Annotated in this window: 23 protein-coding genes and 1 tRNA gene; 14 read left to right on the top strand and 10 right to left on the bottom strand. The window is 46.9% G+C overall.

Annotated elements, in window-relative coordinates:
* Nucleotides 1-187 precede the first annotated feature (187 nt).
* On the top strand, nt 188-2,791 hold the full coding sequence (locus EIH25_RS07435) for a GH25 family lysozyme (protein ID WP_124100237.1): 2,604 nt from the start codon (nt 188-190) through the stop codon (nt 2,789-2,791).
* A 349-nt stretch (nt 2,792-3,140) separates the two neighbouring features.
* On the opposite strand, the gene EIH25_RS07430 is transcribed toward EIH25_RS07435, so the two are convergent.
* Both EIH25_RS07430 and EIH25_RS07425 read right to left on the bottom strand, forming a co-directional pair.
* Nucleotides 3,141-4,871, bottom strand: coding sequence for a glycosyl hydrolase (locus EIH25_RS07430; RefSeq protein ID WP_124100235.1), 1,731 nt, complete (start codon nt 4,869-4,871; stop codon nt 3,141-3,143).
* Between the two features lie 62 nt (nt 4,872-4,933).
* Entirely contained in the window at nt 4,934-7,216 is a 2,283-nt protein-coding gene (locus EIH25_RS07425) for a glycoside hydrolase family 95 protein (protein WP_124100233.1), read from the bottom strand.
* A gap of 248 nt (nt 7,217-7,464) precedes the next feature.
* Between EIH25_RS07425 and EIH25_RS07420 the strand changes: the two genes are divergently transcribed.
* The 9 genes from EIH25_RS07420 to EIH25_RS07380 all read left to right on the top strand — a co-directional run bounded on the left by EIH25_RS07420 (nt 7,465) and on the right by EIH25_RS07380 (nt 14,309).
* The gene (locus tag EIH25_RS07420; protein ID WP_124100231.1) at nt 7,465-7,863 is read left to right on the top strand and encodes a hypothetical protein; all 399 of its coding nucleotides are present in this window, start codon (nt 7,465-7,467) and stop codon (nt 7,861-7,863) included.
* Nucleotides 7,864-7,888: 25 nt separating this feature from the next.
* Nucleotides 7,889-8,839, top strand: coding sequence for a D-2-hydroxyacid dehydrogenase (locus tag EIH25_RS07415; RefSeq protein WP_124100229.1), 951 nt, complete (start codon nt 7,889-7,891; stop codon nt 8,837-8,839).
* Nucleotides 8,840-8,862: 23 nt separating this feature from the next.
* A complete protein-coding gene (locus EIH25_RS07410) occupies nt 8,863-9,375 on the top strand; it encodes an NUDIX domain-containing protein (RefSeq protein ID WP_124100227.1) in 513 nt (170 codons plus the stop codon).
* A 38-nt stretch (nt 9,376-9,413) separates the two neighbouring features.
* Nucleotides 9,414-9,995, top strand: a complete 582-nt coding sequence (locus EIH25_RS07405; protein WP_124100225.1) for a hypothetical protein — start codon at nt 9,414-9,416, stop codon at nt 9,993-9,995.
* 9 nt (nt 9,996-10,004) lie between these two features.
* A complete protein-coding gene (gene proB / locus EIH25_RS07400; RefSeq protein ID WP_124100223.1) occupies nt 10,005-10,796 on the top strand; it encodes a glutamate 5-kinase in 792 nt (263 codons plus the stop codon).
* A gap of 23 nt (nt 10,797-10,819) precedes the next feature.
* The gene (locus EIH25_RS07395) at nt 10,820-11,512 is read left to right on the top strand and encodes a hypothetical protein (protein WP_124100221.1); all 693 of its coding nucleotides are present in this window, start codon (nt 10,820-10,822) and stop codon (nt 11,510-11,512) included.
* Nucleotide 11,513: 1 nt separating this feature from the next.
* A complete protein-coding gene (locus EIH25_RS07390) occupies nt 11,514-12,227 on the top strand; it encodes a hypothetical protein (RefSeq protein WP_124100219.1) in 714 nt (237 codons plus the stop codon).
* A 1-nt stretch (nt 12,228) separates the two neighbouring features.
* Complete coding sequence (locus EIH25_RS07385; protein WP_124100217.1) at nt 12,229-12,939, top strand: hypothetical protein; 711 nt, start codon at nt 12,229-12,231, stop codon at nt 12,937-12,939.
* A 116-nt stretch (nt 12,940-13,055) separates the two neighbouring features.
* Nucleotides 13,056-14,309, top strand: coding sequence for a glutamate-5-semialdehyde dehydrogenase (locus EIH25_RS07380; protein ID WP_124100215.1), 1,254 nt, complete (start codon nt 13,056-13,058; stop codon nt 14,307-14,309).
* Between the two features lie 302 nt (nt 14,310-14,611).
* On the opposite strand, the gene EIH25_RS07375 is transcribed toward EIH25_RS07380, so the two are convergent.
* The 7 genes from EIH25_RS07375 to EIH25_RS07345 form a co-directional block, all read right to left on the bottom strand.
* Nucleotides 14,612-15,750, bottom strand: a protein-coding gene (locus EIH25_RS07375; RefSeq protein WP_124100213.1) for an IS3 family transposase whose coding sequence is annotated in 2 segments (ribosomal slippage) — nt 14,612-15,498 and nt 15,498-15,750 — 1,140 coding nt in all. Because the reading frame shifts where the segments join, the coding sequence is not laid out codon by codon here.
* A gap of 90 nt (nt 15,751-15,840) precedes the next feature.
* Complete coding sequence (locus EIH25_RS07370) at nt 15,841-16,854, bottom strand: aldo/keto reductase (protein ID WP_124100211.1); 1,014 nt, start codon at nt 16,852-16,854, stop codon at nt 15,841-15,843.
* Between the two features lie 30 nt (nt 16,855-16,884).
* On the bottom strand, nt 16,885-17,739 hold the full coding sequence (locus EIH25_RS07365; protein ID WP_124100209.1) for an aldo/keto reductase: 855 nt from the start codon (nt 17,737-17,739) through the stop codon (nt 16,885-16,887).
* A 17-nt stretch (nt 17,740-17,756) separates the two neighbouring features.
* Nucleotides 17,757-18,863, bottom strand: coding sequence for an aldo/keto reductase (locus tag EIH25_RS07360; protein ID WP_124100207.1), 1,107 nt, complete (start codon nt 18,861-18,863; stop codon nt 17,757-17,759).
* A 17-nt stretch (nt 18,864-18,880) separates the two neighbouring features.
* Nucleotides 18,881-19,846, bottom strand: coding sequence for an aldo/keto reductase (locus tag EIH25_RS07355; RefSeq protein WP_124100205.1), 966 nt, complete (start codon nt 19,844-19,846; stop codon nt 18,881-18,883).
* Nucleotides 19,847-19,857: 11 nt separating this feature from the next.
* Nucleotides 19,858-20,379 carry a flavodoxin gene (locus EIH25_RS07350; protein ID WP_124100203.1) on the bottom strand — a complete coding sequence of 174 codons (522 nt, stop codon included), beginning with the start codon at nt 20,377-20,379 and terminating at the stop codon, nt 19,858-19,860.
* 39 nt (nt 20,380-20,418) lie between these two features.
* The gene (locus EIH25_RS07345) at nt 20,419-20,856 is read right to left on the bottom strand and encodes a nuclear transport factor 2 family protein (protein ID WP_164489190.1); all 438 of its coding nucleotides are present in this window, start codon (nt 20,854-20,856) and stop codon (nt 20,419-20,421) included.
* A gap of 68 nt (nt 20,857-20,924) precedes the next feature.
* Here EIH25_RS07345 and EIH25_RS07340 point away from each other — a divergent pair, with 68 nt between their 5' ends.
* The 4 genes from EIH25_RS07340 (at nt 20,925) to EIH25_RS12605 (ending at nt 23,581) form a co-directional block, all read left to right on the top strand.
* Nucleotides 20,925-21,869: a LysR family transcriptional regulator gene (locus EIH25_RS07340; RefSeq protein ID WP_124100199.1), complete on the top strand. Its 945-nt coding sequence runs from the start codon at nt 20,925-20,927 to the stop codon at nt 21,867-21,869.
* A gap of 88 nt (nt 21,870-21,957) precedes the next feature.
* Nucleotides 21,958-22,578, top strand: a complete 621-nt coding sequence (locus EIH25_RS07335) for a hypothetical protein (protein WP_124100197.1) — start codon at nt 21,958-21,960, stop codon at nt 22,576-22,578.
* Nucleotides 22,579-22,725: 147 nt separating this feature from the next.
* Nucleotides 22,726-23,223 carry a hypothetical protein gene (locus EIH25_RS07330; protein ID WP_124100195.1) on the top strand — a complete coding sequence of 166 codons (498 nt, stop codon included), beginning with the start codon at nt 22,726-22,728 and terminating at the stop codon, nt 23,221-23,223.
* A gap of 145 nt (nt 23,224-23,368) precedes the next feature.
* Nucleotides 23,369-23,581, top strand: coding sequence for a hypothetical protein (locus EIH25_RS12605; RefSeq protein WP_243113111.1), 213 nt, complete (start codon nt 23,369-23,371; stop codon nt 23,579-23,581).
* A 718-nt stretch (nt 23,582-24,299) separates the two neighbouring features.
* Here the strand turns inward: EIH25_RS12605 and EIH25_RS07320 are convergent.
* A tRNA-Pro gene (locus EIH25_RS07320) sits at nt 24,300-24,376 on the bottom strand.
* Nucleotides 24,377-24,636 lie beyond the last annotated feature (260 nt).

The following is a 24,636-nucleotide window of genomic DNA, read 5'->3' as shown; positions in this document are numbered from 1 at the left end:
TTCTGTATAATATTTGTGTGTAAGTCTCCGCGTTTACAGGGCGGAGAGTGATTTTGAAGATAATAAATATTCGGAGAAAGAGAAAAGACAACAGAGCGTGTTCAAACAGAAATAAGCTGCGCTTAGGTACGAATATTTAACGGATGACCCGCCGGCGGCGGGAAATGAAAGGAACGGGTTAAATTTAATGAGTTATTCAAAAAAGGCAATAACGCTTGCACTGGCGGCGGCAATGCTTGCTCAGCCTGTGTTTTCGGCGTCTGCCGAGGAAACGGACAGCTCGGTAAATCAGATCGATCTGAACCTCTATACAGACAGCTCGGGGGCGGAAGACAGCCTGCCGTCTGATGATGACGGCAATGACAGCGCGGATATGTCCTCCGACGCCACGGAAAACAGCGGGGATTCTTCTGACAGCTCCGGAGAAGAGCCGGCTCAAGACGCGGATTCTTCGGATACGGAGTCAGCCGGAGATAAGGAAGCGGTATTTGAGGAAGGCTCCGTAAACGATACGGACGGTCAGCTTGCTGATTACGTTTTTGAGGGGGATACGGCGCCCTGCTCGGAAAACGATCCTTCGTATCATAAATTTATTAATAATCAGGCTAAAACCAGAGCGGTATGGGGTTCGGCAAATCTTGTGCATCAGCAGAGATTCAAAAACCATGAAAAGATTTACGGTATAGACGTTTCGTATTATCAGCAGACGATAGACTGGAACAAGGTAAAGGCGGCGGGGATCGAGTATGCGATCATCCGCGTCGGATACAGAGGCTACGGAAACGGCAGGCTCGTACTAGACGATAACTTCTCCACATATATAAAGGGAGCAAAGGCGGCAGGACTTGACGTCGGAGTTTACTTCTATACTCAGGCGATAAATACCGCCGAGGCTAAGGAGGAAGCGGAATTTGTCCTGAAATATATCAAGAATTACGACCTTGAGCTGCCTGTTTATTATGATATAGAGGGCGTTGATTACGACGTCGGAAGACTTGACGCCGCTAATCTTTCAAAATCGGAGAAAACCGCGCTTTGCAGGGCGTTTGCCCAAACGATTGAAAACGCGGGCTACGAAGCCGGAATTTACGCTAATATGTCATGGCTTACATATCAGATAGACGGCGAAGCGCTTGGAAAAACCTATCCTATCTGGCTTGCGCACTATACCACCAATACGGATTATACCGGCGAGTTCAATATGTGGCAGTATACCGGAACGGGAAGCGTAAACGGAGTAGGAAGCGCCTATGTGGATATGAACGTGCTTTACGACGACGGAAGCGGAGGTTCATCAGCTCAGCCGTCGGACGCGCCTAAGAATATTCAGGTCAAAGGGTCTGTTTCAGACGCGGTAAGGATCGGCTGGGACAAGGTTTCCGGAGCTACCGGCTATTACGTTTACATTTACGATTATTCCAGCGGAGCCCTGAAAAAGCAGTACACCGCGACTACCAATGAGTACAGGATCTCCGGACTGTCGGCAAATACGTATTACAAGGTAAAGGTAAGAGCCTCGTTCAGCGGTAAGCTCGGAAGCGAAAGCGCCTCGTATACTATAAGCACCAAGCCCAACGTTCCGTCAGGGCTTAAGGCGTCCTCCAAAACGGAAACGAGCATAACCCTGAAATGGAGCGCGGTGAGCGGAACCAGCTTTTACCGGATATATATGTATAACAACGATACGGATACTTATACGAAAAAGCTTGACGTTTATGACGCGACTACCTGCAAGATCACAGGTCTCACCCAAGGCTCGAGATACCGCTTCAAAATTGCCGCCGTAAGAACAACGGACATCAGGAATTATCTTTCTGAGAGGTCGGATAATATTTCGGTCGCGACTTCGGGAGCGCAGTATTACGCGAAAACTCCCTATACGGGATCGTCGCTGATACAGGGCTTTGCAGAAATAGGAGTAACGGCGGATTACAGCTACCGCGAGGGCGTTGCGCTTATCAACGGAATAGGAAACTATACCGGAACGCCGGCGCAGAACACGCAGATGCTCAATCTGCTTAAAGCGGGCAAGCTGCTGAAGCCGGTTTATCAGGCTCCGACGGGAATAAGCGTTGTAAGCTATGTTGATAACGGCGTCAGAGTCAGATGGAACGCCGTCCCCGGAGCGACCAGCTATTATGTATACCGCTACGATACGTCAAGCGGAAGCTATGCGCGTCTTGCGGAAGTAACCGATACCGAGTACAGGTATTCAAATCTCAAAGGGAACACCTCCTATAAAATAAAGATTAAGTCGGTCTACGGCGAAGAGGCAGGAAAAGCCACTTCGGCTTATACTATAAACACCAAGCCTGACACGCCTGACGGGCTTAAGGCTTCCTCCAAGACGGAAACCAGCATATCTTTGAAATGGAACGCGGTAAGCGGAACGGATTTTTACAGAATATATATTTACAGCAACGACACAGGCGAGTATGAAAAGGAAATTGACGTATACGGCGCTACCTCCTGCAAGATAACGGGGCTTTCCAAAGGCTCAAGATACCGTTTCAAAGTAGGGGCGGCGAGAACTACCAGCATAAAGAATTATATTTCCGCCAAGTCAGACAATATTTCCGTCGCTACCTCCGGCGTTATGTATTACAAAAAAACTTCCTATACGGGAGGTTCGCTGTATTACGGTCTGGCGGATATCGGAGTAACCAGCAGCTATTCGCTTCAGGAAAGAATAGCCGAAGCCAACGGCGTGGGAAATTACACGGGAACGGTCGCGCAGAATACCCAGATGCTCAATCTGCTTAAAGCCGGTAAGCTTATTATACCGCAGTGAATATATGCTGGAACTACAGAAACAAAATAAATTCAGAGGCGGGCTGCCGCGGATACCCTTACGATTATCGTGAAGGGAGTCTGCGACCGCCCGCTTAATTGCCGCCGGATTACGGAAAAGTCTTTGCTTCTCAAATGATCAGGACGGCGGTCTGGATTTTGTTATGATATATTTACACGGCTATGACGTGAGCGCTGTTTTTTGCTAAGAAAAATTCGGCAGGTTTACGCTCTGCGGAATAATGCGATCGGAAACCGTCAATCGGTCCTTAGCCGCAGTTTATACTGTAAATATAAAACGGGTCTGCTGTACAAAATCAGCAGACCCGCTGTTATTTCAGCCGAGCCTCTTATGAAGGTGAATCGTCTTGTGATTCGTCCGTATCTTTGCCGCTGTCCTCACCGTCTTTATCCGACGAAGCCGTATTCCTGTTTTCTATTTCAGCGTTTTCCTCGTCCTGCTTAAGCCTGTCCGCCATGCTCTGGAAATCGGGCAGCTTGTCCCTTGTAACGGTAAGATTGTTGTTGTATATTTCTATCAGGCTTTCCTTGGTGTTGTATTCCTCGTTTATACTGCCGTCTTCGCTGAGCAGGAAGTTTCCTCCCCATTGTCCGATATACGACCATTCCGCCTTTTCATCGGCAATATTCTGTATCGCCGGAAAGTTTCCGCACTCGCTTATCGCCGCCGGCTTACTGCCAGAAAGCTTATGGAGGAAAAGCAGACGGTTGATCTGACCGGAATAATTACCCTGATCGTAGATATCGACTGAGAGTATGTCGCAGTAATCGTCGCCTACATACCATGCTTCGTTCTGAGCCGACCATACCCAGATAAGGTTATTTAGCTCATGGTAGTTCGTCTGCCGTTCGTAAAGCAGCTTCCACAGCCACAGATAAGAGTCGGCGTCCTTTCCCCACCAGAAATAGCCGTTTGAAGCCTCGTGCAGAGGACGCCACAGAACGGGTATGCCCGCGTCCTGAAGCTCTCCGAGCTTTTCGGAGATTCTGTCGATATCCTCGATTATCGCAAGGCACTCGTCGGATATTTTTCCGTCGTCGTGAAGCTCGGTTAGCTCGTCAAGGGATTTAAGGGCGATATCCTCCTTGGTGACTGCCTTGTCAACGTCAAAATCGGTCTTGTCGGAATAGTATTCGCCGCTTCCCATAGGATCGGTCCAGTGCCACATATAGCTGACGATACCGCCGCTTTCCGCCCAGCTTTCGGCAAGCTCTATTTCGTTTTCGCCCAGTACGGTGCTGTCCTGCGTAAAGGGCATGAGATCGCCGAACCGTATGGCGGGGTATCTGCCCGTTACTTCGTATATCGCGCTTGTTTCGGTGACTGAGCCTACGGAGTCGTGCTGTCCGAGAATTACCTTTCGCCCGAAGTTGTCGCACAGGTATTTATACAGCGCTCTGGTTTTGTAATCGGCGTTTTTGTTTACAAGCGAAGCGTTTTTCAGACCGAGGTCCAGCTTGCTTATCTCGTCGCTTGCCGTTACCTTAACGTAGTCTATATCTATTCTGTCGGCGACAGGCGGTACGGAGATTTTGGCGTAGCCCTTTTCAATGTAGATGTTTTCAAAGGTTACGGTTTCAAATTTTCCGGAGCCCGCGGTAAGAAATTCGCCTATTGAAGCGCCGTTTACGGTAACGGTGTTCTTTACGGGATTGCCTGTAGCGACCGCAAGGGTTATATTGTAATACTGAGAGTCGGTCAGCTCAAAGGTAAGCTCCCAGCTGTCCTCCTCGGTATAGAGCCCCGTTACATAGCCCTCGCCTTTAAAGCCGTCCCTTGCCGAACCGACCTTTGCCTTGCCGGTAAGCGTTCCGCTTTCCGCCTGATAGGTCTTGCTGTATTTTACATAAGGTATTTCGTTCGGGGTTATGGTTTTTTCCGATACCGCGGCAGCCTCGCCGGAAGCGTCGTCCGTATCGTCCTGAGCGGATTGCTCCGGCTTCTGTGGCGATACCGCGGATTTAAGAGCTTCGTTGTCCTGTATTTTCTGTCCGCAGCCCGTTGAGAGCAGGGCGATTCCAGCCGCCAGAGTCAATGAAATTATTCGCTGAAGCTTCATTGCAAATTAACATCCTTTCTTTAAGCCGTTTCAATATTCTCCTTTTTATTTATGCGCCGCCGTTATTTTACACAGTATAACGCGCCGGCGTCCGTATCAAAGGTGTAGGCTCCGTCTGAATATACGGCGGACACCTCGTTTTCCCCTCTGTATATCCTGTATTTTCTGTCTGTAACCAAAGAGCATTTTCCGCCCTTGAGGGAACGTATACGGGCGCAGAGCACAGCGCCGTTTTCCCAGCGGCAGGCCACCTCGAAGCCGCCTCTTGCCCTCAGTCCGCTGAAGGAGCCGTTTTTCCACGCCTTGGGAAGCGCGGGGAGCAGAATGATCTCGCTGTTCTCAGACTGTAAAAGCGCTTCGCATATTCCTGCCGTTCCGCCGAAGTTTCCGTCTATCTGGAAGGGCGGATGCATATCGAACATATTGGGATTTGTGGAATGTGAGAGCAGCGCGGTTATATTTTCATACAGCTTTTCTCCGTCGAAAAGTCTTGCCCAGTGATTTATTATCCAGGCTCTCGACCAGCCGGTATGACCGCCTCCGTGTGAAAGCCGTCTTTCAAGCGTGGCTCTTGCCGCGGCGGCAAGCTCGGGAGTTCTTCTAACGGATATTATGTCCGCGGGATACAGGGCGAAAAGCTGAGAAATATGCCTGTGCCCCGGCTCAACCTCGTCATAATCCTCCGCCCATTCCTTGATCTGTCCGTATTTTCCTATCTCCGGCTTGGGAAGTCTGTCCCTCATCGAGCAAAGCTTTTCGGCAAACGCCTTATCCCGTCCGAGGATTTCGGAGGCTTCAATAACGGCGGTGAAAAGCTCATAGATTATCTGGCTGTCCATTGACGGTCCGATACACAGCGCTCCTTGGGAGCCGCTTTCGGTAAGATACGAGTTTTCCGGAGAAACGGACGGACAGGTAACGAGCCGTCCCTTTTTGTCAGGAATGAGAAAATCGGTGAAAAATTCCGCCGCCTCTCTCAGAGTTTCATATTTTTCCTCAAGAAAAGCCTTGTCGAGAGTAAACCTGTAATGCTCCCATATATGCAGGCACAGCCATGCGGCGCCCATCGGCCACTGAGTTCCGGGCATCCAGAGGTCCTGCGGCGCGGTGTCGCCCCAGATGTCGGTGTTGTGGTGACATACGAAGCCGCGGCAGTCATACATTTCCCTTGCGGTGACCCTGCCGTTGGGGCGCATTTTTTCTATATGGTCGAACAGCGGGGTGTGAAGCTCGCTGAGATTGCATACTTCCGCCGGCCAGTAATTCATTTCGGTGTTTATATTTATAGTAAATTTACAGCCCCACGCCGGCCACATATCCTGATTCCATATTCCCTGAAGATTCATAGGCAGTGTGCCCTCGCGGCTTGCCGCCAGCATGAGATAGCGGCCGAAGTTGAAATAAAGCTCCATAAGCTTGTTGTCGCTTCCGCCGTCACGGACTCTTTCAAGCCTTTGGTCGGTAGGCAGCTCTGCTGCTCCGCCGCTGTTGTCCTCAAGGTTAATTTCGCATCGCTTATAGTAGGACTGATAATCCTTTATATGCTCCGCTTTCAGCAGGTCGTAGGATTTTTCCGCGGCGCGGTCAACGTCGTAAACCGCCTGACCCTTGTAGTCGCTGTGGCGGTAGCTGGTCTGAACCCCCAGCAGGACGGTTATTTCGCCGCAGCCCTCGCAGGTAAGGAAGCTTCCGTAGGGATATACCTTTCCTCCCTTGTTCAGTATCTTAAGATAGGCGGCGAAATTTATTCCGTCCTCCGAGCCGCAGCCGCCGCGGAAAAGCAGGCTGTTTTCGCCGGCGGGGGAATTGTCGTCAAAATAGTCGTCGCGTCCGTCCAGCTTCAGCCGCACGTTTATTCCGTCCGGCTTTGAAGCGGTCATATGTATCACCATTACCTGATCGGGCTGTGAAACAAAGCTCTCTCTTTTAAAATCGCAGCCGTTTATGGAGTATTCCGTGGTGCATACGGCTGTTTCAAGATCAAGGCAGCGGTACTTGAAATCCGCCGTATCGTCCTTGTAATGGATTATATTCAGATCGCCCAGAGGCATATAGTGACGCTGATTTACGGGAGTTCCGCAGAAAGCGTCCAATACTATGCTTTCCGCCTCGGCTATTTTTTCCTCAAAAAGCAGCTCTCTTACCTTTTGAAGATTAGGCAGGGCTGAGCGGTTGTTGCGTTCTCTGAAGCCGCCGGACCATACGGAATCCTCGTTGAGCTGAATCCGTTCGCACAGGGGCTGGGAGAATATCATTCCGCCTATCCTGCCGTTGCCTACGGGCAGAGCCTTGTTCCAGTCGTCGGCAGGCTCGGTATATTTCAGAAGCTGTGAATATGAAGCCATAGTCTTATCCTCGTTTCTTTAATTTCGGCATAAGAATATACCTAATTTACAGTATAGCATACTATTTTGTTTTTTTCAACCCCGTAATTCCGGCGGCATATGAAGGCGCGGAGGCTTACGGCGGAGAAAGATGACGGCGGAAAAGTTATTTTTCTTTAAACGGTTGCTTTATCCGGAGAATTGTGGTATTATAAAAATTACAGGAATACAGAAATACCGAAAGGTAAGGGAAATGCGAGGTTTTGATTTTGGAAATTCTATCACGCGGAATGCAGAACGTTTATACGCCTATGCCTCTTGGCGTTCATTTTATCTTTTGTCTTATAGCGACGCTGCTTTATCTGGTGCAGTTTTACAGAAAGGGATCATGGCATTATATACTGCTGATGGCTGCGGTTGACCTGACCTTTATAACTCAGTTCTGGACGTCTCATTTTGCAATATGGACGCTCGCGGTGTCCGAGGCGGCTCTGCTTATAGGCGCGGCGGTTTTGTCCTACCGCTATAACAAGGCGGTAAAGGCCGTGCGTCAGAAGCTGTTTGAGGAAGAGAAAAAGGCGGCTATAAAGGCAAAGCTTATGCAGAGGATAAAAGAGGAAGAGGACAAGGAGCTTGTAGACAACGCTTTCAAGGACGGCGAAGAATAAACCGTTTATTTCGGAGGTTTTTGCGGTGAAAATAGTAATACTTGACTCTGAAACAGTAACGAGGAACGACGTTTCCCTTGAAGGAATAACCTCGCTGGGAAAAGCGGAGGTATACGGCTATACTCCCGACGGAGAAACCGCCGCAAGGATAGGGGACGCCGACGCTGTGATATGCAACAAATGCCTTATTACCGACGAGGTGTTTGAAAAATGTCCCAATCTTAAATATGTGGGGCTTTTTGCTACAGGCTACAACAATGTTGACACGGAATCGGCAAGGCGGCACGGGGCGGTCGTGTGCAACGTTCCGTCTTATTCCACAAATTCGGTGGCGCAGCATACTTTCGCAATGATACTGAACTATTATAACAAGATACGGGAATACGCGGATTCGGTCGACAGCGGCGAATGGGTAAACTATAAGCTGTTTTCGTATTTCGGCATACCAACCTATGAGCTGGCGGGAAAAACTATCGGCATAATCGGCTACGGCGATATAGGCAGACAGGCGGCAAGGATCGCCAGGGCTTTCGATATGAAGGTCGTGACATTTACCAGAACTCCTGAAAAGGTTACCGACGGCACAGAGAGCGTTACCTTCGAGGAGCTTCTTAGGATCTCTGACGTGGTAACTCTGCACTGCCCTCTTACCAAGGACAACGAAAGAATGATAAACGCCGAAAGCCTGAAGCTTATGAAAAGCTCCGCGATTCTTGTCAATACGGCAAGAGGTGGGCTTGTGGACGAATACGCTTTAGCCGAAGCGCTTGATAACGGAACTATTGCGGCGGCGTGTATCGACGTTTTGACTCTTGAACCTATGAAAGAGGACTGCCCTTTGAGAAATGCGAAAAACTGTACGATTACGCCTCACGTCGCATGGGCGCCGAGGGAAACGAGGGAACGGCTGCTCAGGGAGGTCGCTCTCAATCTTAAATGCTGGATCGAGGGGAAGCCCCGTAATAAAGTGAATTGATAGGCTTGAAAGGAGCTTTTTATATGCCGGAGTTATGGGATCTGTACGATAAATATAAATCCCCTCTCGGAAGAACCGCCGAAAGAGGAAGCAGACTTGCTTTCGGGGAGTTTCATCTGGTTGCGGATATTTTAGCTGTCGGCAAAGAAGGAAAAATACTTATTACCCAGCGTCACCCGAATAAGCCCTATGGCGGTAAATGGGAGATAACGGGAGGCTCTGTTATAGCAGGCGAGAGCGCTTCGGAGGGTGCGAAAAGAGAGCTTTTTGAAGAAACGGGACTGGAAGCAAACGAGCTTGATCTCCGTGGAACGATAATACGACCTCAGACAAATTCGATACATGAATTATATCTTTTTAAAGGGGACTTTGACGAAAGCGATATTGTTTTGCAGGAGAGTGAAACGGTTGATTTCAAGCTTGTCACCCCTAAAGAGCTTTACGCTATGGCGGAGCGGGGAGAGTTTTTGGAATATTTGTATAACCGGATAAAGGGAGTTTTTCCCGATATTTTAGGTGAAAGCGTTAAGGGCTGAAGTGAAGAAATTCAGCTTTTAAAGGAGAAATTTAACATATGAAGGATAAAGTGCTTTTCCATGGAAGTCAGATTGCCGGAATCGAGAGCCTTTTACCTGTAAGCTCTGTTCACGGCAAAAAGGTTGTCTGCCTTACTTCAAACGAGGTTCTGGCGGCGGTTTATTCCGTAAAGCCTGTGGAAGCGCCATATTATTGGTATCCCTACGGCTTCGACCAAAAGGGAAGAGTTTGTTATAACGAGTATTACGAAAACGCTCTTTCGGATATTTACAAAGGAAAATCCGGGTATATTTATTGCTGTGAAAAAAAGCCGGACATTGTCCCTCTGGAAAATATAAAGGACGCATTCGTCAGCTATAAGCCATGTAAAATCATGAGCGTTGAAAAGCTGGACGACGTTTATGAAAGGCTGCTTGAATATATAGAACAGGGAAGGCTTGTTCTGAAAAAATTTGATAATACAAACGAAAGACAAAGAAGCTTTGCCGAAAAAATGATTGCCGATGAAATCAAGGAACACAGGCTTTATGAAAAGCCTGAAAATCCGTACGCGCGGTTTTTAAGGGAAAGATTTCATGAAGTCTGGGAAAAGCAATGTGAAAATAAAAACCTGAAATGAGGAATCAAGATGTCATATCTGAAAGATAAAAAAAGAGTAGTCGTAAAGCTGGGAAGCTCGACGCTTACTCACAGAACGGGCAGGCTTAACATAAGGCGTGTGGAGCAGCTTGTAAAGAATATCGCCGATCTCCATAACGCCGGACATGAGATAATTCTGGTTTCAAGCGGTTCTATCGCGTTGGGAGTGGCGAAGCTGGGGCTTATGGAAAGACCTAAGGACACTCCCTCAAAACAGGCGTGCGCAGCAGTCGGTCAGTGCGAGCTTATGTATCTTTACGACAAGCTTTTTTCCGATTACGGTCTGACTGTGGCGCAGGTTCTGCTGACCAAGTATATTCTTATAGAGGACAGAAGGATAAACGTACAGAACGCGCTTGAAAGGCTTATACAGCAGGGAGTTATTCCCGTAGTCAATGAGAACGACACAGTAGCTATCGACGAGTTGGAGCTTGAGGTGGGAGAGAACGATTCCCTCGCCGCGACGGTAGCTTCTATCGCTCATGCCGATCTGCTTGTGATAATGTCCGATATAGACGGGCTTTACGACAGCGACCCCAGACAGAACGAAAACGCTGAGCTTATTCCTGTGGTTGAGGAGATCACCGACGAGATAAGGGCGCTTGCGGGCGGAGCGGGAACAAAGCTGGGCACAGGCGGAATGATAACAAAGATAAACGCCGCGGAAATAGCCGTAAACAGCGGAATAGACATGATAATCCTGAACGGAAAGAACCCGGACAACCTATATTATCTTTTTGAGAACGGAAATCTGGGAACGCTTTTCAAGGCGGCAAAGTAGAGCAGAAAAATGGGGGAGGTTCTATGAAAAGAAAACTTGTTTTAATTATGGCTGCTGTTATTTTAGCTTCGAATTCAACAGCCTGCAAAAATTCTGAAAACACATTATCGACCGATAATGATAAAAGCCGAAGTACACAAAGCAGTATTTCCGAATCGGTATCGGAAAGTACGGAAAGCGATACTCAGAGCAAAACTGAGGTTCAGTCGGAAATAAATGAGTACGACGGAACATTTAACGAGGAAGTTTTTGATAAGATCGTCAGTAACGTTGTTATAGGCGATAAAACTTTTTCATTTCCATGCTCACTGGAGGATTTGGGTGAGGGTTTTTCTTTTTGGGATGATCTCATGATGTATGAGGAAGAAACTGAACTTAGAAGCAGTGTTCTGCTATATGAAGGAGAATCTTTGGCTACGGTAACAATGCATTGTGCAGCAGACGATAATGATTATAGTGATAATGATATTATTTGTATAAGTTTTACTGCGAGTGATTTCAAAAGGCAGACAACAATAGATAACATTTCAATAGGCGGAATAACCTTTGATAGTACTGAAGAAGAAATACTTCAAATGTTTGGTGAACCAATAGATAAGTATGAAGATTCTGATGATTTTGAATTATATATTTATTCTATTGATAATAAGCGAATGACCCTTTCTTTTAATAGCGGGAACCTAAATATTATAGAGTTTAAATTGGGAGGAAAATAAAATGGGGAAATTTACGGGTAAAACAGGATCACATATTATTCTAATGCTTTTACTAACAGTCTTTCCGCTTAGTTTGACCTCCTGCAAAAATTCTGAAAACACATTATCGACCGATAATGATAAAAGCCGAAGTACACAAAGCAGTATTTCCGAATCGGTATCGGAAAGTACAAATAGCGATACTGAGAGCAAAACTGAGGTTCAGTCGGAAATAAATGAGTACGACGGAACTTTCAATGAAGAGGTTTTTGATAAGATCGTCAGTAATGTTGTTATAGGCGATAAAACTTTTTCATTTCCATGCTCGCTGGAGGATTTGGGTGAGGGTTTTTCTTTTTGGGATGAAAGCATGATATATGAGGAGGAAACCGAACTTAGAAGCTGTGGATTGTTATATGACGGTAAATTGCTGGCTACGGTCACAATGCATTGTGCAGCAGACGACAATGATTATAGTGATAATGATATTATTTGTATAAGCTTTACTGCGAGTGCTTTCAAAAGGCAGGATACGATTGATAATATTTCAATAGGCGGAATAACCTTTGAGAGTACAGAAGCAGAAATAAATCAAATGTTTGGTGAACCGACAGACAATCATGAAGATTCAAGTCACTTTAGCTCATATTTATATTTAATTGATAAAAAGCGGCTGACTCTTTCTTTTAATTATGGGCATCTAAATATTATAGATCTTAATTTTGGAGGAAAATAAAATGGGGAAATTTACGGGTAAAACAGGATCACATATTATTCTAATGCTTTTACTAACAGTCTTTCCGCTTAGTTTGACCTCCTGCAAAAATTCTGAAAACACATTATCGACCGATAATGATAAAAGCCGAAGTACACAAAGCAGTATTTCCGAATCGGTATCGGAAAGTACGGAAAGCGATACTCAGAGAAAAACTGAGGTTCAGTCGGAAATAAATGAGTACGACGGAACATTTAACGAGGATGTTTTTGATAAGATCGTCAGTAACGTTGTTATAGGCGATAAAACTTTTTCATTTCCATGCTCGCTGGAGGATTTGGGTGAGGGTTTTTCTTATCAAAACGAAACAATGATAGTTGATGAAGAATCTGAACTCAGAAGCTGTGTTCTGCTATATGAAGGAGAGTCTTTGGCTACGGTAACAATGCATTGTGCGGTAGATGATAAAGATTATAGTGATAATAAGATAGGTTCAATAGGGTTTACATTTTTGAATGACGATTTACCAAAAGGAATAAGCTTGTCAGTTGGCAGTATTGAAATCAATGACTACAAGGAAAAGGTTATCCAATATTTCGGAGAGCCAATTGAAAAAGTCAATATGAATAATAAAAAGATAGAATATAAATATGAAATATCAGATACGAAACATCTGGAATTTGTAATTAATTCCGAAGGTCTGATAAAAAGAATTAGTTTTACATATTTTTAGGAGGAAAATAAAATGTCAATTAATATTGATACCGGTTTTGAAATTATATTAAAATTAGATAAGGACATGATACATATCAAGTAAAAATCAAATCTACCCTGAAAGGAGTAATATATATGAACTATATTGAAGAGCTTGGCGTTAAGGCAAAAGCCTGCAAAGGCGAGCTTGCAAACGCCTCAACGGGACAGAAGAACGACGCGCTGCTTGAGATCGCGCATATTCTGAGAAGGTGTATGCCGAAGATCATCGAAGCAAATAAGCTTGATCTTGAGAACGCGGTGCGCCGCAATATGACCACGTCGCTTCAGGACAGGCTCAGGCTGGACGAAAAGCGTATCGAGGGAATAGCCTGCGCCTGTGAAAAGCTGACTGCTCTCGAAGACCCGATAGGCGAGATAATAAGCGGCTCGGTCCGTCCCAACGGAATGAGGATAACAAAGGTAAGAGTGCCTATGGGCGTTGTGGGGATCATTTACGAGGCAAGGCCCAACGTTACGGTAGACGCCGCGGCTTTGTGCCTTAAAAGCGGAAACGCGGTTATCCTCCGCGGCGGCAAGGAAGCGTTCAACTCAAACAAAATACTTTGCGACCTTATGCGTCAGGCGGTTCAGACTGCCGGTTTTTCACCCGACATTATTCAGCTTGTGGAGAACACCGACAGAGCTATAGCTACTCAGATGATGCAGGCGAACGGCTATATCGACGTACTGATACCGAGGGGCGGCGCTCAGCTTATAAAGGCGGTAGTGCAGAACGCTACTGTTCCGGTAATTGAAACGGGTACGGGCAACTGCCACGTTTACGTTGACTCAACGGCTTCAGTTGATATGGCGGTAGATATTGTGGACAACGGCAAGACCCAGCGTCCGTCGGTATGCAACGCGGTGGAAACCTGTCTTGTTCACCGTGACATCGCGGAGGATTTCCTGCCTAAGCTTAAGGCAAGGCTTGACGAGCACAATGTGGAAATACGGGGCTGCGAGCTGACGAGAATGATACTTGGAGCGGAAAACGTTACTCCTGCCGACGAGGACGACTATGCCACGGAGTTCGGCGACTATATACTTGCGGTCAGGGTCGTTGACGGACTTGCCGACGCTCTGGAGCATATCGCGAAATATTCGACGGGTCATTCGGAATGCGTAGTGACCGAAAGCCTGTACGTTGCCGAGGAATTTCAGAGCCGTGTAGATTCCGCCTGCGTATATGTAAACTGCTCCACGCGCTTTACCGACGGTGAGGAGTTCGGCTTGGGCGCGGAGGTAGGCATATCAACCCAGAAGCTTCACGCCAGAGGTCCAATGGGCTTAAAGGAGCTTACCACCACAAAATTCCTTATCAACGGCAGCGGTCAGATAAGGTCTTAGTCCTGACGCAGCGACAGCTGCTTTCGCTTTTTATGCTCTTATAAACAAGAACGGATCGCTTTGATTATACAAAACCGTAATTGAAGCTCTTTGCGCTTGGGCTGAACAAGCGGGGAAATAGAGAAACGGAGAAATCACAAAGGAACAGTACGACCAATAGCGTTACCACTATCCGAAACTTGACGCCGCGCAGGCTTGAACGAAAGTGTCTTCACGGAAACTCAGCGGCGCAATGATTAAAGCGTTTAAAGGATAAACTGAAATAATTTCTGAACCAATGTCAATAAAGTGGACAAGAAAAATCAGAAAAAATTGGATTCAGCTTGAATAGGAGTCAAGCCGTTATTATGAGAATGAGGTCTTACCGAATTGTAAAAACCGTTAATGTATTGAAAAAGAGCAAGGTTTAAATCCTCAAGAGAAGAATAAGCCTTACGGTTAACCTCTTCCTTTTTCAAGTATTTGAAAAAGCATTCCATAACAGCATTATCATAAGGATGCCCCTTTGCCGAAAAGGACTGAATCATGTTCAGATTGTCCAGATGTCTGCGAAATTCAGAGGATGTGAATTGGCTCCCTCTGTCCGTGTGGAATATTATACCTATGGATTTACCTCTTGCGGCAACAGCCGCATTAACGGTATCTATCGCAAGTTTAGTATCAATTTTATTTGATAATTTGTATGCAATCACCTTCCTTGAAAACAGATCGAGAATTACGCATAAGTAATAAGATCTTCCCGCTGCTCTTATGTATGTAAAGTCGCATACCCACGCCTTGTTCGGAGCAGATTGATTGAAATTTTGAGACAAAATATTTTTGCATTCTCCATCGGAACCCGATTTTGCTTTGTGCTTAAATGGCTTAACAGCGCTCATTTTAGGTAAGTTCATACTCTTCATCAGACGGTACGCTCTGCCGGCGCTGATGTTTATGCGATAATCACGCTGAAGACAAATTTTCATTTTTTCAGCGCCAAAACGCTTTTTAGTTCTTGTATAAAGCTCAAGAATACATTTGCGTATATGGCGGTTTTCCTTTTCGCGGCTGCTTTCATGATGATTTATGTATTTGTAGTAAGTACTTCGGTTTACACCGAGAACACGGCAAAGTGTTGTGATTTTGTGTTCACCGGAAAGCAGCTTAACGGCTTTTAATCTTTGTCTGAGTGAGGCGTGAATATCGCAATGGCTTTTTTTAATATCAGATTTTCCTCCTCAAGCTGTGCGTTTCGTTTCTGAAGCTCCTTGATTTGCTTGGAGGTAAGAATAGTGTTATCGTCCATTTTGACCTCTGAATACTTCTTTATCCAGTTGGCTAAGGCGCTGTGCGATATTCCGTATTCCTGACTTATCTGAGAATAGGTTTTCCCTGATTGATATAAATTTACGATTGTTTGCTTGAATTCCTCTGTGTACTTCGGTTTGCTTTTTCCTGACATTTTTTATTCCTCCTACTTGTCTTTTATTTTGATGTTTTTATTATATCTTACTTGTCCACTTTTTTAGTATATATCCAGTTCAGTTCATAATCAGTAGTCTGCAAATCTCTCGTTGCGGTCAAGTGCAGTTAAACGATCCATTTCTTCCTGACTTAACTCAAAATCGAAAACCGAAAGATTTTCAAGGATATGGTCGGGATTGCTGGAGCCCGGAATTGCAATATTTCCAGCCTGCAGGTGCCAGCGGAGAATAATCTGCGCCGAGGTTTTATCGTGGGCCTCTGCAATGGAGACAACCGTTTCATCGTTAAAGAGAATCTGTGTCTGTCCTCTGCCACCGAGAGGGAACCAGCTTTCCAGAACCGTACCATACTGCTCCAGGTGTTCTTTCATCTGGGTACTCTGGTGGTAAAGGTGCGTTTCATTCTGCAAAAGGGCGGGAGTAATGGTGGTCGCATTCACCAGCCGGTCAAAGTCCTCCGGTGTGTAATAGTTTGATAATCCAATGGAGCGCAGTTTCCCATCCTCCACCGCGCGTTCCATTGCCTGATAAGCCTCCACGTCATTTTCCGGCTGGGAGTGGTGTAAGATCATCAGGTCAATATAGTCAAGTCCCAGGCGTTCCAGGGAGGCGTCAATCGCCGCATCTGCATTGTCATAATCGGCTGTCCACATCTTCGTGGTTACAAAAATTTCTTCTCTGGTGCAGATCCCTTCGTCAATCGCCCTTTGGATGGCCCGTCCCACAGCTTCCTCGTTGCCGTAAATACGGGCGGTGTCGATCAGACGGCCTCCATAGAGAAGGGCATGGTAGACTGAGTTTTCACATTCGCTGTCCGAAAGTTGAAAAGTACCAAGACCGATGATCGGCATCTCATATCCGCTGTTGAGCAGCACAGTTCCGGTTTCCAGATTAAACTGTGCGGTTTCATTGTTCGATGGTTCCTGCATACTATCTTCTGCACTGGTATCCGGTGTAGAAGATAGTGACGTTTCCGGTTGGGAAGTTTGCTCCTGAGAAGACTGGTTGCCTTCAAGTGCGCTGCAAGCTGTAAAGGAAAGCAGCAGCGCAAGTGCTGTGACGATAACAGTTAGTTTTTTCATGTGAGCACCTCATTTCTTTATTTTTATCTGTTAGTCCGCAGGCACAAACTGCCCCAAATGTGCCTCCTGCTCGGCAAGGCTCATGTTGAAGAATCGGACCCCTTTATCCAGTACGCGAATAGAATCCATTTCTTCCTCAGTCAGCTCAAAATCAAAGATGTCAAAGTTATCCCGGATATGCTCAGGGTTGGTGGATTTCGGGAAAATGATATTTCCTTCCTGAATATGCCACCGCAGGATAATCTGGACGTTGGTTTTTCCGTACTTTTTCCCCAGCTCGGTGAACACCGGCTCGTTGATCAGATTTTTATCACCGTGACCGATGGGATACCAGCTCTCAATCATCGTTCCATAAGGAGCAATGCGCTCTTTCAGTTTTTCCTGCGCATAATAGGGATGGCACTCCACCTGCAAAACGGCGGGTTTGATGTTGGCCGCCTGACAAAGCTCTTCCAGGCGCTCCGATTCAAAGTTAGAGATGCCGATGGATTTTACCTTGCCTTCCGCCACCGCCTTCTCCATATCCTTCCAAGCGCCGAGATAATCTCTAAACTGTTGGTGCAGAAGGAGCAGGTCGATATACTCCGTATCCAGACGGGCGAGCATTTTGTCGATAGCTGCCATTATCTTGCCTTCGCCGTATTCACTGGGCCACAGCTTGGTGGTGATCCAGATTTCCTCCCGCGGGATGCCGCTTTCCTTTACTGCTGCGCCAACGCTGCGCTCATTCTGATAAGCGTGGGCGGTGTCGATATGCCGGTAGCCCAATTTCAGCGCATCCAGAACCGCCTTTTTAGTCGGTTCCCCGTCCGGTACCATATACACGCCCATTCCAAACTGGGGGATTTTGTTTCCGTCATTCAAAGTGATATAAGTCTGTTTCATCGTAATTTCTCCTTTTCTTAAAAATGTGTAATCGTATCATTGGCCTCTTTCAGCATGGCAATCACGTCCTGCCCATTCGCCGCAGGCAGGCACTTCCCGCACTGGTCGCAGTCTGCGGCTTTCCCGGCAGAGCCGAGGTAGGGTTCATAATAGATACAGGTGTTGGATAAGCCTGCCATCTTCTTGTGATCGTTCAGCATCTGTGCGATTTTTACAAGCCCAATCTTCTTCGGACAGAGGGTTTCCGCCTCCGCAAAATCCTCCGGGCTATAGGCCATATCCTGACGCATCGCTTTAGCTACCTTGTTCACAGCTTCGCTTTCCTGTTCAGAGAACGGCTGAAACTGTTCCATATAGGAAATGTTATCCTGCATCTGCTCCATGTTGGACATCCCCGACAGCATCATAAACACATGATCCAGGCTGGCCGCAAAACGAATGGCCCATGATGCCGGGGAGAGGTTCGGGTCACAGGTTTTCAGAATATCCTCCAATTCCCCCGGAAGGTTCGCCAGCGCACCGCCCTTGACTGGCTCCATCACAACCACCAGCTTGCCGTGTTTTTTGCAGACCTCATAGCAGTCCTTTGCCGCCACATAGGGAGATTCCCAATCAAAATAGTTGAGCTGAAGCTGAACGTATTCCAACTCCGGGTGATCGGTCAATATCTGATCCAGCAATTCCGGGGAATCGTGGTAGGAAAAACCGATATGCCGGGCGCGGCCTTCCTGCTTTAGCTGAACCAGTGCATCCACCAGTTTCAGGGATTCGATTCTTTTATACATCTCCCCGTTGACCGCATGAAGCCAGTAATAATCCACATAGTCCGTCCCCAGCCGGTCAAGCTGTTCCTCAAAAATACGGAAAAAATGCTGCTGGCTCTCGATGAGAAACACAGGAGCTTTTGTGGTGATTGTAAAGCTGCTTCGCGGATAGCGGTCTACCAATACCTGTTTTAAGACTTTTTCGCTCTCGCCTCCGTGGTAGACATAGGAAGTATCGAAGTAAGTAAAACCCCGCTCCAAAAACAAATCCACCATTTCCGTAAGGTGTTCTATATCAATCTTCGCACTGTCTCCGTTCATCATTGGCAGGCGTATTGCCCCAAAGCCTAATTTTTTCATTACTAACCTTCCTCCTTTTATCTGGTAAATCCCCGGTGTCCATAGACCCTGCACTGGTTCAGGGATTCTTCCAGAGATTCAAATTCTTCTGTTGTCAGTTCCACCTGTGCGGCGTTCAGATTTTCAACGATACGATCCTTGTTTTTTGATCCCGGAATGGGAACCACATTCGGGTATTTATGGAGCATCCACGCCAGGGAAATCTGCGCACTGGTCGCGTCTTTCTGCTTTGCATACCGCCCAAGCAAGTCAACAATGGGCTGATTGGCGGCAATATTCTGGCGGCTTAACTGGGGAACCCAGTTGCGCACATCGTCATTCCGCTCAAACTTTGTATCTGTCGTAATCTTTCCCGATAAAAGCCCACTGGCAATAGGGGAAAAAGGCACCACGCCGATGTTATGCTCCATGCAGTAGGGAATGACAGCCTGCTCCATATCCCGCTCTACCATAGAGTAGATGTTCTGAATAGCGGAGAGAGGAGTAACCTGCTGCGCCCGGTCGATCACATCCACCTGGGACAGCCCCCATCCCCGGATCAGTTCTTCCTCCACGAGCCGTCCCATCGTTTCGGCCACTTCTTCAATCCGAACGCCGCCCGACGTCCGGTGCAGATAGTAAATATCCGTATAGTCTGTCTGCAAACGGTCTAAAGAACCTTCCAGATGTCTGCGGACTGCGCCATAGACGGAGCCTTCTCGCCGCACCTCTGCACTGCTTAGAAATAGTTTCGTTCCAATGACTACGTTTCCCCGGACATCATGGAGAGCCTTGCCTACAATCCGCTCATTGTGACCGATACCGGAAAGGTTCGGGCTGTAAATTTCTGCGGTATCAAAGAAAGTACATCCATACGCATAGGCATTTTGGATTGCTTCGATGCTGTACTGCTCCGATGGCATTTTTCCATAGCCGTGGGAGAACGCCATACAGCCCATGCCGACTTCTGATACGGTGATTTCACCTAATTTTCTTGTTTTCATACGGTTTTCTCTCAAATCTGCTGATTTCGTTTCAACCAGCGTTCCAGCTCCGGCTTTGCCACCTTTACCTTGCTGCCCGTCACAGCCAGCCCCTTTCCCATCTTCGCATCGGGGCAGAGCTTACGAATATCCGCTTCGCTGTGTCCCATACCGCTGCCTTCGTGGGTACAAATGGGAAGGATGGTCTTGCCGGAAAAGTCGAAGTGTTCCAGAAATGTCCAGACGACCATCGGCATAGTCCCCCAATAATTCGGGTAGGCCAGATAGATGGTGTCATAGCCATCCAGACTGTCGGGGAAAGTTTTCAAAGCAGGGCGGGCATTGGATTGCAAATCCCGTTTTGCTTCCTCGATGCAGGTCATATGATCCTCTGAGTAAGGCGTGACCGGCTCAATCTCAAACACATCCGCGCCAGTCAGCTCTTTTAAGGTCTGCACAAGAATCTTGGTATTGCCAATTTCCACACGGCGCATACTGCCGCCAAAATAATTCTCTCCCGCGCGGGAGAAGAATACAATCAGTTTATTCCCCATAGTTGGTTCCTCCTATTCGTTTTTCATAGGTCATAATCTTCACACCTGTGCCGGACGGCTTTCTGAATAGATAAAGACAGTGCGGCGTTTTTTCAGATACCATTTCCCATCTAACTTGACATAGTGATCGTTGTAGCGCACATAGTTGGTGGTAACGGTCTCCATGTCGTTCGAGAGCGTAGCTTCACAGTAGGACACGCCCTGTGCCTCATCTCCTGTGTATGAGATCAATGTCTGCTGCCCGTTGATGTGATACACCCGCTTGGCAGGGCCCACTGTATTGCGAAAGGCTTCCACAATAGCTTTTCGGCCTTTGATTTCGTTGACTTCTCCATCGGTGCCCATCTGAAATTCCAGAACGCCGTCCTCCAAAAACAGCTTGCCTTGACCGTCCACATCCTTCACATTTGCCAGGTTAGCGAATACGTCTGTCAGTTCCCGGATTTCCACCCTGTCTTGTAATTCTTTCATTTCCATCTGCGGTTCCTCCTTGTTTTTTGTTATCTTAATTATAGCCTCGCTGCTCTTGATTCGGAAGTTCAGATATGTTATCATTATATAAAGTCAAAACTTATTGCGAGGCGATTTTCATGTATAATCATCAGTTGGACACGTTCCTAACGGTTGCCGACTTGGGGAGTTTTGGAAAGGCTGCGGAAGCCCTCTATATTTCGGCTCCTGCCGTCATTCAGCAGGTTAATATTTTGGAGAATCGGTGCGGATTTAAGCTGTTTACCCGTTCCAATCAGGGCGTAAAGCTCACTCCGGCGGGGAAATCTCTTTATGAAGACGCAAAGACCATCATTAAGCTATCAGAGGATTCCCTGAATAAGGCGAAGCGGTTGGCAGACACTTCTGAAACTACGGTGCGAATCGCCACCTCTTTGCTTTTCAAGTGCAGGCTTCTGCCGGATATATGGGCGGCGATTAGTGAAGAATACCCGGAATTGAAAATAGAAATCCTGCCGATGGCCGATCATCAGAGCCGAAGCGATTCCTTTTCGGAGCTGGGAACAAAATACGATTTATGGGAAGGAATCTACTGCACAAAGGGCTGGAAAGGAATTTGCCAGTTTTTAGAATTAAAGCAGACTCCCATTTGCTGTGCGGTTGCGAAAAATCACCGTCTGGCAAAGGCAGACAGACTTTCGCTGCCGGATTTGAACGGGGAATATATTGTGATGCCATTAGAAGGATTGTCGTATGAGCTTGACAGCCTGCGAAAAGAGATCAAAGAAAGCTATCCAACGGTTCAGTTCGTGGATTCCTCCTACTATGGCGTCGATACCTTTACGTTGTGCGAGGTAAATCCGTATGTTCTGATTACCCAGGAGGTTTATAAGGATATTCACCCAAATCTGGTTACAATTCCGCTGGATACGCCCTATACCATGCCATACGGATTGATTTATGAGAACGAGCAAACTCCTGCAACAAAAAAATTTATTGCGGCGGCAAAGAAAATCTCAAGAAATTCTGTTAAGGTATAAAAAAGCCTTGCTTTTCCACCCGTGGTGTGTAAGCTGTGACTCACACGAGGCACAAGCCCAAGCAGAAAAATGAAAGGTGGAAATGATAATGAAAACAGGAAAAATCACAGCGAAACTGAGAGATGCGGTGCCGGTTTGCCTTATGGTAAACGGAGAGGAAGTCAAACGGTATAAGAACATCGAGCTGCCGGATATGCTCAAAGAGGTAGAAATGACCGATTTCCATTTCAACGTACACATGGACGGGAAGATCACCTTTGAAATCCATTATGAAGAAGGTGTATTGCCGGAGGTATTCCCGGAGGCCCGCACCAGAGTAAGCCGGGCGGCAAAAACCGCCGCCAAGGCTGCCATGCAGCAGCCCGCAGAGGACGAAGCGGCAGAGGCCATAGAAGCATCAGCAGTGGATGAACCGGAAGATAACCAGCCGATAGACGAGCCTCAGGCAGAGAATCCCGGTGAACCTACCACCGAGGAAACCGAGGCGGAAGGCATCGAGGCCGCTTACAATGTAACCGGAATCCGCCGCAAGGAGCTGGTGGTGGCGGTGGGTGACTTCATTGGAGCAAAACCGGAATACCTGCGAGCGCCGACATACGCTTTTGCAGTAGGAAGCTATAACATCGACAAAGAAGGAACCTTGACCGGCCCGGAGAATCCGGCGCTGATTGAAAGCCTGAAAGAACAAGGCTTCGTAGCAGCAGAATAAAGCATGAAGGCCCCGTTTCGGCGGGGCTTTTCCGTCCTCAAATAAAAGAAAAAGATATGTTTTAAGGTTTTTGAGCTTGCTTTTTGACCGGTGGTGTGTAAGCTGTCACTCACAGAAATAAAACATATCTTTGAGGAGGCCCACACCATGGCGAATTATCAGATTGAGATTGAACGTAACAATGTAACCCTCGCACAATTTCTACGGTATGTCCGGCAGCAATGCGAGAAGAAAGGCATCTATATGGAAATAGATCGTGATACCTTTGAGAAGCCTTTAACCGAGAGCAGTTACAGCTATTCCGTAATCAATGGAGAAAAGAAATGCCACTCCGCAGAATATCAGACGCGGACTTATTTCCGGCGTAAGCTGGCGAGCTATCAGACCACACAGGGATTTACAAGATATTATTACACGGATGAGCTGGAAGAATATAAAAAGACCGAGCTTTGCCGCTATGACTGGACGGAGAATGGGGATGACGCGCCATGCCGGGCGGAAATCTGCCGAACCTTCGCCTATGACTACCAGACCTATATCCTCAACCATGACGGCTCTATGTTTAATGAAATCTGCGAGTTTACCTTTGACGACGAGAAACGGGGACATGGATATTATTACCAAGTCAACCGTGATAGTGAGTAAAGAAAGTAGCTCCGCTTCGGCGGGGCTTTTTCGTCCTCAATTAAAAGAAAAGATATGTTTTATGGTTTTTGAGCTTGCTTTTTGACCGGTGGTGTGTAAGCTGTCACTCACAGAAATAAAACATATCTTTGAGGAGGACGCAATCATGCTGCAAATATCTGAAATCGTAAAGAAAACCGAGGAAATGTTCGACCTGTTCAACGAGCATTTTTATGATAATGAATTGACTCGCCCGGCAATCACCGTATCCCCGGACGGAGGGCGTGGGGCTTACGGCTGGTGTAGTATCAATGAAATCTGGAACGCCAGCGGTGAGAAATACCGGGAAATCAATCTTTGCGCTGAGTATCTTGACTGACCTATTTTCGAGCTGGCCGCTACGCTCTTACATGAAATGGCGCACCTCTATAATCTGGTTCATGGCATCCAAGACGTAAGCAACAACGGCTATTACCACAACCTGAAATTCAAAGCCACCGCCGAGGCCCATGGGTTGCACATTGAGAAGCACGACAAATACGGATGGACGGTAACGACGTTGGCCCCGGAGGCGGAGGCATGGATTAGAGAAACCTTGGGCGAGGATAAAATCAACGCCAGCCGCTTACCGGTGGAAGGCACTACTAAAGGCGGGAGCAAAAAATCTAAGAATTGCAGTATCAAATATGTCTGCCCCTGCTGCGGCACCATCATCCGGGCAACACGGGAGGTCAATGTAATCTGCGGGGATTGCGGAGAGCCTTTCGAGCGGGCATAAAATAAAGAAAGCGGGAGCCGCAAAGGTTCCCGCTAAATTGTTCTATATGGGATATGAGGCGCTGGCTGGTGGCGGGCACTTTTTAGCGTTTACACATTTCCTTATTTGTATAGGCCGGAGGGGGGGTGCAAAAATGAGCTTCCAAGCGCCTACCAAGCTGCCATACCAAGGTTAGGCCCGCTGGTGAGCTGTGTTGCCAAACTCACAGAAAACAGAAAAAGCCCGGAAAGGCCCATACTATCAGGCTTTCCGGGCATAGATACAAAAACAGCCCTCCAAATCGGAAGGCTGTTTTTGTATTAAAGTTTGTCCCTTAATATGGTCGGGGCGACAGGACTTGAACCTGCGGCATCTTGGTCCCAAACCAAGCACTCTACCAAACTGAGTTACGCCCCGTTCCTGACTAAAGCTATTTTGATTTTTTCAAATCATTAAACCTCTGCGATAAGACAGCTTTATAATTATATACTTTTTTTAATAAAAAGTCAAGTCTGAAATTGACTTTCTGCATTTTGCACAAATTAATATTGTATTAAGGCGGATTTGTATCGCCTAATGACGGCTTGTCTCCGATATAAGGTGAAAAATAAAAATGTTTGGTGAAAATTAAATGATATCCATTGCTTTTTTTCAGATTATATGCTATTATTATTGAT

Origin of the sequence: Ruminococcus sp. Marseille-P6503 (genome assembly GCF_900604945.1) — a bacterium.
Lineage (GTDB): Bacteria > Bacillota > Clostridia > Oscillospirales > Ruminococcaceae > FB2012.
The sequence above is the reverse complement of the archived record's forward strand: the minus strand, read 5'-3'. Positions and strand labels throughout refer to the sequence as shown.